Raw genomic sequence first — 10,890 nt, forward strand, 5'->3', positions numbered from 1 at the left:
CGTTTTCACCAAAATAGCACATCCTGCCGTATATTTCAACAGAAAGAGCTGGAAATAGGTATAACAAAATTTGAATTTTACCTCCTGGAATAGGAGAATTTGAAGTAACTGGAAAACACAGCCGCTTTTTTCAAAAAATCATACTCAGATTCAAATTTAAAGAATTTAAAAATATCCTGCGGGATGGTAAGCTAAATTAAAAGAAATCGGTATACAGGAGGTAATCGGGTATGAGTCATACCAGCACAAGAGGATTGCCACATCATCCCGGCAATACAAGACAAAAGAGGAAAAAGACAGCTACGTGGAAACTGATGAAAAGCAACTGGGCCCTTTATTTCTTTTTACTTCCGACTGTTGTGTATTTTATCATTTTTAATTATATTCCCATGTACGGCATCCAAATTGCCTTCAAAAACTTCTCTGCTTCTGACGGCATCTGGGGGAGTCCTTGGGTAGGAACCTATTGGATCGAGCAGTTTATTTCTTCCCCAATGTTTTGGAACTACTTTTTAAACACACTGATTCTCAGCTTATACAGTCTGCTAGCAGGCTTCCCTGCACCGATCATCCTTGCCTTGATCATAAATTATATCGCCTCTCCCAGGTTCAAACGAGTTGCCCAAACAATCACCTATATGCCCCATTTTATTTCTGTTGTGGTATTGGTCGGCATGATGTCCTCCTTTCTGTCGCCCTCCTCTGGCTTTGTTAACACCTTCCTGTCCATGTTCGGAATAGAACCCATCTATTTTATGGGGAAGTCTGAGCTATTTCGCCACCTGTATGTCTGGTCTGGGATTTGGCAAAACGCCGGATGGGATTCCATTATCTATATTGCGGCCCTCACCTCTGTTAGCCCAGACCTCCACGAAGCCGCTATTATTGACGGCGCGTCAAAGCTACAGCGGATATGGAACATAGACCTTCCCTCCATCCTACCCATCACCATCACGCTGCTGATTTTAAACTGCGGCGGAATTTTGGGCGTTGGTTTTGAGAAAGCATATCTCATGCAGAATTACCTTAATCTCAATGTGTCCGAGGTTATTTCCACCTACACCTACAAGATAGGTCTTCAACTTTCAGAATTTAGTTATTCCACTGCGATTGGCCTTTTCAATACCCTGATTAACTTTATCGTGCTCGTTATAGTAAATACGGTTGCGAGGCGCACCTCGGAGATAAGCCTCTGGTAACACGTGCAGGGTAGCAGGAAACCAAACAGAAAAGAGGAAATCTCTATGCCTATGTGGAAACAGAAAAATAAAATTCAGCAAAACAAAAAGGATATTGCTTTTGATATTGCAACGCATCTTCTACTGTTTTTAGTTCTGATTGTCATCGTCTATCCGCTGTACTTTGTATTGGTCGCCTCCTTTTCAGATCCGCAGTATGTGAACAGCGGAAAGATGCTGTTTTTCCCCCAGGGCTTTACTACAATGGGATATGAACGGGTTTTCAGCGACGAACGCCTGTTGACCTCCTATATGAACACCATACTCTACACATTGGGCGGCACCGGCCTGGGCGTGTTCTGTTCCGTGCTCTCGGGCTATGCCCTTTCGCGGAAAGATCTGCCCTTCCGCGGGGTGATTATGGCCATGCTTATTGTCACCATGTACTTTAGCGGTGGGCTGATTCCCACTTATCTGCTGGTGGGCAATCTGCACTTGCTGAATACTCGGGCAATCATTATCCTACTCGGCAGTATCTCCGTGTATAACATCATCTTGATCCGGTCGTTTTTTACTACCATGATGCCTGAAAGCCTCTATGAAGCCGCACAGCTGGACGGTTGCGGAAACACCAGATTTTTCTTTGCCATCGCCCTTCCACTGAGTAAGGCAATTGTCGCCGTCATCGCTCTCTACATTGCCGTCAACAGCTGGAACTCCTACTTTAACCCCATGATCTACTTGACCGACGTGAATAAATATCCCCTCCCCATCCTACTGCGGGAAATACTGATTACCGCCAAGCCCTCCGATACTAACGCCATCGTGGATGACCCCGCGGCCGCGGCAAAGGCTGCAACCTTAGTGGAGGTTGTAAAATACGGTATCATCGTTGTCACAACCCTCCCGATTCTCTGCGTCTATCCGTTTTTGCAAAAGTATTTTGTCAAAGGTGTGATGATAGGATCTATCAAGGGATAAGCTTTTCTACTGGCTATCGCCGGCCTCACGACCGGAAAAATAAATGGATAAATTTATTCCACTCACAAAGGAGACTGAAAATGATGAAGAGCAAACGCGTTATTCCAGCCATTCTCTCATTGACTATCACAGTGAGCCTGCTAACCGCCTGCCAACCACAAGCAGCTTCGTCCAAGCTCCCGGAACTATCAAAGAACTCCACGGTTTCGGAGACGGTTGAGGAAAACGGCTCCCGCGAGCTTGTGGGCAACACCTACAAAACTGGCTTGCCGATTATCAAGGATCCAGAAAAGTTCCGCATTGTTGTAGAGCATCATCCCATGGATAAATCAAAAAGCTTCAATGAAAAAGAAATTGTCAGGCAGCTTCAAGAGGAAACTGGTATCGAAATAGAATGGAAGGAGATACTTTCCAGCGATCTAGACCAAAAAATACCCCTGTTGCTGGCTTCTGATTTACCAGATGCCTTTCTTGGCGGCTTCACACTAAGCGACGCTAATTTTGCTAAAAATCTGAAAAGCTTTGTCAGCATTGAGCCTTATATGAACGACGGCTGGATGCCCAATGTGCTGAACTCCTACAAAAAGGCTAGCGAATTAATCGGATTTGACGTAAAAGACCAGCTTTCCAGACAGACGGACGGCAACATCTACTCCCTAATCGGCGGAAGCCTTACCTCCAACGATTCTTCCGTCACTGGCGTTCAATTTATCAATACAAGATGGCTGAAAAATGTCGGCTTGGAAATTCCCAAGACGCAGGATGAATTTTATGCAGTTCTAAAGGCTTTCAAAGAGAAGGACGCAAATGGGAACGGCGACTCGAACGATGAAATCCCCCTGGAATTCTGTAACAATTTTTGGGCCGGAAACATTAAGGATATGTTTGGCTATTGGGGATTTACCGGCTACTATAACGTAGAAGACGGCAAGGTTATCCCTACCATGAACACAGAAGATTTTAAGAACGCCTTAGTTTTTTATAATAAGCTTGCCAACGAAGGCCTATTGGACGTAGAAGGATTTTCACAGACCAGGGAACAGTTCTCTTCTAAAGTGAAGCAAGGAAAGGTCGGCATATCTCTGTTTTGGTCCCCGGTGGAGTTCATCAGCGACGATTCAGCTCTGGATTACAAATTCATGCCGCCCTTTGCTGCAAATGGCTATAGTGGGAAACCCCAGTTAAGGGGCCGTTACAACAAGGTTTCCACTCAAAACAATTCCTTCGTGATCACCACCAAGTGCAAAAACCCCACCGCGCTTCTGAGATGGTGGGATTATATCGCTACTGATTCCTTTACCAGAAACGAATTCTATTACGGCCCCATCAAATCCGAACAAAACCCCACCGGGCTTTTTGAAGAAAAGGATGGAAAATACACAGTACTGACGGATGGCGATTATTCGGTCGATTTTTCCTTTGAAAATGCCAAATATACCTATCAGATCAACAACAGTGTTCCTCTTGCCATGCCTGAAGAAATCGCGCAAATCCCGGCAGACCCCAATTCTCCCCTCGGTATTCGAAAAGTCACTTGTGATGAAGCAATTGAATTTCTTCCCAAGGACGGACTTCCTTATCGGAATCAGCCCGCTGATAAGAGCGCGGAGTTTGCCTTGAAGACCACCGATCTCAGCGGATTTATCGACAACTTTATTGCCACCAGCATTGTAGACGGCGTAACTGACGCCTCTTGGAACAAATACGTGGAGGATTTGGATAAATACAATTACGGCTACTATATCCAGTATTATCAAGATTTCCTCGATGGAAAATTCTAAACTGCAGTACTAAAAATTGAGTAGTAACTGCAAAGTAGCCTGCTATTGGGATGGTCCACAATGGCAGGCTACTTGTCAGTCAGCAGGTGTGAAAATAGTGAAAAAGAGCATTCTGTTTTATTGGATGAATATCATGCTCTATAGCATGATTACCCTGTACAACTCCTACATTCCGTTAAAGCTTTCTTTTCTCGGTGAGGCAAGGAAGGGGTTGCTGCTTACGGTTTCTCCTGCCGTATCGCTTCTCGCACCCTTGCTGTGGGGCGTCCTCGCGGATAGGATGACGTACAGGAAAAGGCTGCTTTCCGCACTGTGTATTTTAAGTTCCGTTTTCTTTCTGGTTATCTGTACTAACGTCTCCTATCCGGTCCTTTTCTCCGCCATCCTCTTCTACGCCTTTTTCTCTTCCTCCTACGGAGGCCTGTCCGACACGCTCACCCTGGGATATTGCAATCAATACGGTCTTCCCTATGGCCGCATCCGGCTGATGGGAACTCTAGGCTATGGGATTTTTGCCGTTCTGTCGGGCGCGCTCATTAAACTCTCTGCAAATTTTCTTCCAGCGCTGTATCTTATTTTAGCATCTACCACAGCCTGCATTATCCTCCCGCTCCCCGAGGAGTCCAATCGGAACCCCGCTGCTTCCCGCTCACGGAAGGAGTGCCGCCCCAAAAAATCACAAAGAATCCGGCCCCCGCACTTCGCCTTGATCTTATTTCTTGTCTTTGCAGTTCACTTTCCCCTGACCTATTTCTACAGCTTTTACTCCGAATATTTTGTTTACCAATTAGGGTACCCCACATGGTATTGGGGGCTGATTGTTTTTTCAACCGTCCTGGGAGAGATACCCTTGTTGATCAATCTCGACCGGCTTACTTTCCGTTTCAGCCTCAAAGCCATCCTTTCCGCAGCCGGGATCCTGACTGTTCTTCGGTATCTTCTGTTGATATTCCTGCACAGCTTCCCGCTCCTTCTTCTCATTTGCTTCTCCACCGGCTATGCCACCACCATGGCGTTTTACTCTGCCACAAAGTATTTGTTAAAACGAATTTCAAACCAATATAGAGCCACAGGCCAGGCCATACTTTACTCTGTCACAGCTTTGAGCGGTATTCTGGCAAATCTGCTGGGTGGAATGGCCGCAAACCGGTTTGGTATTAGAAATGGTCTGATTCTATCCGTAATTCTGCCTATGGCCGCAACCCTCTGCATCTTAGGGCGCCGCTTCCAAATCCAAACAAACGGGTAGGGTTTAGGATTCAAAATCAAAATTCCTGTAAAAGCAGATTCTCTTTTCCCATTTCAATCCTCACTTTCCTGGCCTATTTTCCGTCCGGATTTCGTAACATGTTATAGCCTCCATGCCTGAAGAATTCTCCCATAGTTGTGGGCAGGATCGTATTTTTCGGAATCGTTGGAACTTTCTCCTGTCTAGAGGTGCAAAAAGAGAGCCCGGCGTGGTGCCGGGCTCTCTTCCGTATTTTTCCTTTCTTACAGGCCCAGCACGTCCCGGATATAGATGCGGGAAACTTCAGCTGAATGGAAGTTGCACACCTCCGGCCGATCCAGCTCCACACAAAGAACGCCGTCAAAGCCCTCTTCCTCCAGCGCAGCCTTCACCGCCGGGAAATTGACGGTGCCGTGTCCCAGGGCGCGGAAGCTACCCATCTTTTGCGGCCCCTCCGCCTTGGACAGCGCATAGGTATCCACATCCTTCAGATGCATATAGGCAATACGGCTGCCATACTGATGGATCAGTTCTACTGGGCAGATCCCTGCCAATGTGGTATGCGCTGTATCGAGGCAGAAAGAGACATATTCCGGGTTGGTATGAGCGGCAAAGTAATCAATATCGCTCTGAGAAAATACGCAGGTGCCATAATGGGGATGGAAACAGACTGTGATTCCCTTCTCCTTGGCATACTCGCCCAACCGGTTGGTAATCTCACACATCTTGTCGACCATCTCCGGATTGGTGGGCCGCTCAGAAGGACCGTCATCTCCAAAGCCGCCGTTCTGGCAATTGTACCATTTTCCTCCGATCTCAGCCAAGAAATCGATCTGCTGCTTGGCAGTCTCCAGGGATTTCTCCACATCAAAGGTAAAGTGGCCGTACAGGTTGCAGAGGTTGACGCCGCAGTCCTTTGCCAGCTGTACCAGCTCCTGGGGGTCCTCCGCATAATAATCTCGGATAAAAGCGAAGTTCTCCACATAATCGTAGCCCAGAAATTTGCACTCACGGAACGACTGTTCCAACAGGTGCTTTGCCGCCTCGGGCTCGTGGCTGGTGATCCAGGTCCATCCGGTGTAAGCAACTTTCATCATTGTAAATTCCTCCTAAACTATGTTTCAGTCATCCAAAATGCCGTGCATGGGATTGTTCTGCATCGGCGCGGTACGGGTGTATTTTGTGGTCAAAGGGATATACTCCCCTTTTTCGCAGGACTTGCTGAAGCTGGTCAGGATCTCCAGCACATGGTGCTGCTGCTGGCAGTTGGCACGGAAGTCGCGGCCTGTGCGAAGCGACTTGCAGAGGTCGGAAAGCCCCAACGCACGGGAATTTTCGCAATAATCAAACATCAGGGGGATTTCCTTGTATCCATCATAGAAGCTGGGAGTGCTGTGACGCATCAAACCCGGATCGATTTTTGCCGTGGCCGCTTGATCCTCAGGACGTAGCAGCAGCACGGGGCCGCCAAACGTGTTGGGATCCGGTACAACCAGGGTGCCTCGGGTTCCATAGACCTCAAACCGCGCCTGCGCGCTGGGCCCGTAGTAGACGTCGAACGTGGTGAAAATCTGGGCGATCGCCCCGCTTGAAAACAGGATATTCCCTGTCAGATAGGTGTCCACATCCACATCCACCACCTCGCCGCAATGGGGAGCAGATGTGATGATGCGCCGCTCAAAAGATTTCTTTGTCATTCCCATTACACCCTTGGCCTCGCCCAAAAGCTGCACCAGGGCCGTCACATAATAGGGTCCCATGTCCATCATGGGGCCGCCGCCCCGCTTATAGTAGAATTCGGGATCCGGATGCCAGGTTTCATGGCCGTGGCAAACCATAGCACAGTTGGCGCCGATCACATCGCCGATCATCCCGCTGTCAATCACCTTCCGGGCCGTCTGAATTCCTGCACCCATAAAGGTATCCGGCGCTCCGCCCATGCGCAGGCCCTTCTTTGCGGCAAGCTCCATCAGCTCGTCCGCTTCCTGCATGTCTACGGCCAGGGGTTTTTCAGAAAATACATGCTTGCCGTGCAGCAGTGCCTGCTTCGTGACCTCATAGTGCTCATAGGGCCGTGTCAGGTTCAGAATCACTTCCACCTCCGGGTCCTCAAACGCCTCAAACATGTCGGCATAAATTTTGGGCGTGACTACAGGCGCGCCCTTTTCCTGCTCCGCCTTCACGTACTCCAAACCCTTCTGGGCCCGCTCCGGAATCAGATCGCAGACGCCGCAAAGCTCTACCTCCCGAAAGGTGTTTGTGATGTTTTCGAGATAAATTCCGCTGATGGCGCCTACGCCGATCATGGCAACTTTTACTGGTTTCATATCCTATCGTCCCCTTCCTTCCCACATTGGAAAAGCTCCAGGCAAAGCCCCCCATGCTCTTATCAGCATCATAGCATTCCTTGCATAAAATTGCATGCCAAAAGGATAGTTTTTTATGCCAATAATTGCTGTAACCTTATTTCTATCCCATCCTTTTCATTTTCTGGAGAGTCTTTCTCTCACGCAAAGACCTGTTGACACTGTCTGAGAAAAAGCGTACGATAGAAAATAATTTAGCAAATATTCTTGGGGGAAAGAAACAGTCTTGTCTCCCGGAAACTATTTTTGCTGTCAAGGGAGGAAATTTGATGTCAAATTTTGATGATCTGGATCGACTGCTGAAAACCTTTTCTGAAAAGACCGTGCCCGGCTGCGGCTGCGCCGTCGCACAGCACGGAAAAATCCTCTATGAAGGGTATTCGGGCTATGCTGATCTAGAGCGGGGCATACCCATCACGGAAGATACGGTTTATCGGCTGTTTTCTATGACAAAAATCATCGTCTGCACCGCGGCTATGATCCAATTTGAGCGCGGCAAATTTCTTTTAAACGAGCCTTACTCACAGTACTTTCCCGAATACCGGGACACCCAAGTTGCTTCTGTGCTCCCCAACGGCGAAATCCGGGTGAAGCCTGCCCAAAATCCCATCCTGATACGCCACACCTTCAATATGTCCAATGGCCTGCCCTACCCCAATTCCTCTCATTACACTGACTTGCAGATGAGAGAAGTCCGCAAAACGCTGACCAACAGGATCGGGAAATACACCCTGCAGGATGACGTGCGCGCTATGGGCAAGGTGCCTGTAAGGTTCGAGCCCGGCAGCCATTGGCTCTATGGCTTTGGACATGAAATGGTTGCTGCTTTGGTGGAGGAGACGTCCGGCATGTCTATCGGAGAATTTCTCAAAAAAGAAATCTTCGAACCCTTGGGGATGGAGAGTACCGGTTACCGCTATTTTGGCAATATGCGGGAAAGGATGGCAAAAATGTACCGTCCTAACGGCGATGGTACCTACACTTTAATGGAAGGATCGTTGGACGCCAATCACGAGCCTGACGCCGTATATGAAGGCGGAGGCGCCGGACTGTTCTCCACCGTGAAGGATTACCTGAAATTCACGCAGATGCTTGCCAACGGCGGCAATTATAACGGTACACAGATCATCGGCCGGAAAACTATTGATCTGATGCGCCGAAACATGCTCAACGACGTCCAACTCCAGGACTTCCGGAATTCCTATCTGGAAGGGTACGGCTATGGACTGGGGGTGAGGACGATGATGGAGCCTGCCGGTGCAGGCAATCTGTCCGTGGGAGAGTTCGGTTGGACCGGCGTGGCCGGTACCTGGACCTCAATCGATCCCTCCGAAGGCGTCTCTGTTGTCTACATGCACCAGACCGATCCCAACAATGAGGAGTACCACCATCACCGTGTGCGGGCGGTCGCCTACGGCTGTATCCAATAGCAATATCAACATTTATGAAAGAAGCGAGGCTGTAGAGACGTTATCTCCATAGCCTCGCTTCTTTCCAACTTGTCTGCCGGACCCTGCGGCTGAACCCCACTCTTTTCCAGTCCGCTGCATACGCTGCAGACCCTTTTCCATCTCCAGCCATCAAAATCAAGGGGGAGGAAAAGAAATAAAAAGTAGTATTACACAAACGAAAAAGTTGCGAACCCGCATGACTTCTGGACTTACAGCAACTTACCGTTTGCTTTTTCAATTGGTTTTTTGACGCTTTGGTGCCCAAATGGTGCCCAGATTTCACTCACAGATATAAAGAGGTACAGGAAAATATAACAAACTATAAGATAGCACATCATTTTATTGGTGTTTTGTAAAGGAGTTACAAGCTCCTTTGAAGCTTTCAAGGGTATTTACTCGCCCACCTTAAGATGTGCTTTGAAATCCGCTTGTAGCAAGGTTTTTTTAGCCTCTACTGCGTAACTTATGTATCCTATAATAGCAGAGGGCGAAAGCATACTTTGCGGTTAGCAAAAACAACTACGCCCATCTTTATTACCCGACAGGCATAGACAACTAGCACGGTCAATGGCGGTGTGTACAGTACCGTTCATCTTTCTATGAAGGGGACAACTGGATTGAGTTATATGCTCATAATAGAAAATTATTTTTTCGCCTTAATCAAAAGAAAATCTGGTTTGTGAATATATCTCTTATATGACGGGTATTGGTTCATAATTTCTTTACTTGGTATAGGCTCAAGCATTTTATTGATGATAAAACCTGCATTTGAAAGAGAATTTATAATACTCGACATGGTGCGATGATATTTTATTACTCCATCAACTATCCACGTCACTTTTCTCTCTCCTTCAAGCGCATATGTGGTTAAATTGTAATGAATACGCTCGTTTTCTTCATTGCATGTCCAATAGTTTTGCGTTAACAGAGCGGTTGTCAACGGATGTTCCTGCGAAAAGATAAAATAACCACCTTGATTCAACAGGTTATAGACATCTTTAATCAGTTTATCAAAATCCTCTATATAATGAACTGCAAGCGAACTGAAAATTACATCATATTTTTCTGCAATTTCATTTAAATCGGTCATACTTTTATTGATGTATTTAATATTCGGTGAAGTGTTTTCGTTCTCTGCAACTTCAAGCATTTTTACTGATATATCAAGCCCAGTAACGCTTGAAGCTCCCATTTTGATAAACTCTACACAGTTTTCACCATAACCGCATCCAATATCAAGAATGGATTTATTTTGCAGATTTGGTGAAAGACTGAAAAGTGCTGGCTTTTCGACAATGTCATTCGCCGCAGACGGGTTGCTTCTTAACTTTTTATACCCATCGAAAAATATTTGATTGTCATAAATGTTTTGATTGCTCATAGCTTCTATCCCCTATTATAACTTCCGATTATTACTCCTTATTATCTCATATCTTGTTTTGTATTTCAATGTTATTCCGTAAGCCTACACGGATAGCCATTTGCATAAAAATGAAAGGGGGGTTGGGATTATCCCAACAAGACATTTTTAGGAAGAGGGTACCCTCTTCCTATGCTTGCTACGGAACAGTCCTTTTCTCGGCGGTGGATTATCGGAAAGGAACAGAATGGAAAGGACATCCCAACAACGAACAGCAAGGCAATTTCAGACATTATACCAGTATTTAGGAATCGGCACAACCGAACCAGTTCAAACTGCAGCGCTTCTCATTCCTACTAGATAAAGTAATAGAGCGGAAATAAAAAATCCCATCCGAATGGATGGGATTAAAAAAGGGAGAATACCCTAAAAACTGAATAAAGGAAGAAGCGAGAAAGAGATCGAAGTGGGGAGACAAAATCAGAAGAAAATGTCTCAAAGAAGCCTGACCTAAAAGAAAGCTATGGTCAAGCCCTCGGCCTATT

8 protein-coding genes are annotated in these 10,890 nt (G+C 46.8%); 5 read left to right on the plus strand and 3 right to left on the minus strand.

The window, feature by feature from the left end; genetic code table 11:
* Positions 1-230 precede the first annotated feature (230 nt).
* The 4 genes from BN3911_RS08750 (at position 231) to BN3911_RS08765 (ending at position 5,189) form a co-directional block, all read left to right on the plus strand.
* Complete coding sequence (locus BN3911_RS08750) at positions 231-1,199, plus strand: ABC transporter permease (protein WP_066864142.1); 969 nt, start codon at positions 231-233, stop codon at positions 1,197-1,199.
* A 45-nt stretch (positions 1,200-1,244) separates the two neighbouring features.
* The gene (locus BN3911_RS08755; RefSeq protein ID WP_242871097.1) at positions 1,245-2,159 is read left to right on the plus strand and encodes a carbohydrate ABC transporter permease; all 915 of its coding nucleotides are present in this window, start codon (positions 1,245-1,247) and stop codon (positions 2,157-2,159) included.
* A gap of 80 nt (positions 2,160-2,239) precedes the next feature.
* Complete coding sequence (locus tag BN3911_RS08760) at positions 2,240-3,940, plus strand: type 2 periplasmic-binding domain-containing protein (RefSeq protein ID WP_066864148.1); 1,701 nt, start codon at positions 2,240-2,242, stop codon at positions 3,938-3,940.
* Between the two features lie 97 nt (positions 3,941-4,037).
* A complete protein-coding gene (locus BN3911_RS08765) occupies positions 4,038-5,189 on the plus strand; it encodes an MFS transporter (RefSeq protein ID WP_066864151.1) in 1,152 nt (383 codons plus the stop codon).
* Positions 5,190-5,431: 242 nt separating this feature from the next.
* Here the strand turns inward: BN3911_RS08765 and BN3911_RS08770 are convergent, their stop codons facing one another.
* Entirely contained in the window at positions 5,432-6,265 is an 834-nt protein-coding gene (locus tag BN3911_RS08770) for a sugar phosphate isomerase/epimerase family protein (RefSeq protein ID WP_066864154.1), read from the minus strand.
* Between the two features lie 24 nt (positions 6,266-6,289).
* Positions 6,290-7,495 carry a Gfo/Idh/MocA family protein gene (locus tag BN3911_RS08775; protein WP_066864156.1) on the minus strand — a complete coding sequence of 402 codons (1,206 nt, stop codon included), beginning with the start codon at positions 7,493-7,495 and terminating at the stop codon, positions 6,290-6,292.
* A gap of 308 nt (positions 7,496-7,803) precedes the next feature.
* On the opposite strand from BN3911_RS08775, the gene BN3911_RS08780 reads away from it, so the two are divergent.
* Positions 7,804-8,964 carry a serine hydrolase domain-containing protein gene (locus tag BN3911_RS08780; RefSeq protein ID WP_066864159.1) on the plus strand — a complete coding sequence of 387 codons (1,161 nt, stop codon included), beginning with the start codon at positions 7,804-7,806 and terminating at the stop codon, positions 8,962-8,964.
* Between the two features lie 664 nt (positions 8,965-9,628).
* Here the strand turns inward: BN3911_RS08780 and BN3911_RS08785 are convergent.
* Positions 9,629-10,366, minus strand: coding sequence for a class I SAM-dependent methyltransferase (locus BN3911_RS08785; protein ID WP_066864162.1), 738 nt, complete (start codon positions 10,364-10,366; stop codon positions 9,629-9,631).
* Positions 10,367-10,890: the final 524 nt, after the last annotated feature.

This window comes from Neglectibacter timonensis, assembly GCF_900048895.1.
In the GTDB taxonomy this organism is placed as follows: domain Bacteria; phylum Bacillota; class Clostridia; order Oscillospirales; family Acutalibacteraceae; genus Acutalibacter; species Acutalibacter timonensis.

Excerpts from the sequence above, each read along its gene's own strand:
- BN3911_RS08760 (WP_066864148.1), top strand. The coding sequence starts at position 2,240 with ATGATGAAGAGCAAACGCGTTATTCCAGCCATTCTCTCATTGACTATC.
- BN3911_RS08775 (WP_066864156.1), bottom strand. The coding sequence starts at position 7,495 with ATGAAACCAGTAAAAGTTGCCATGATCGGCGTAGGCGCCATCAGCGGA.
- BN3911_RS08785 (WP_066864162.1), bottom strand. The coding sequence starts at position 10,366 with ATGAGCAATCAAAACATTTATGACAATCAAATATTTTTCGATGGGTAT.
- BN3911_RS08755 (WP_242871097.1), top strand. The coding sequence starts at position 1,245 with ATGCCTATGTGGAAACAGAAAAATAAAATTCAGCAAAACAAAAAGGAT.
- BN3911_RS08780 (WP_066864159.1), top strand. The coding sequence starts at position 7,804 with ATGTCAAATTTTGATGATCTGGATCGACTGCTGAAAACCTTTTCTGAA.
- BN3911_RS08750 (WP_066864142.1), top strand. The coding sequence starts at position 231 with ATGAGTCATACCAGCACAAGAGGATTGCCACATCATCCCGGCAATACA.
- BN3911_RS08770 (WP_066864154.1), bottom strand. The coding sequence starts at position 6,265 with ATGATGAAAGTTGCTTACACCGGATGGACCTGGATCACCAGCCACGAG.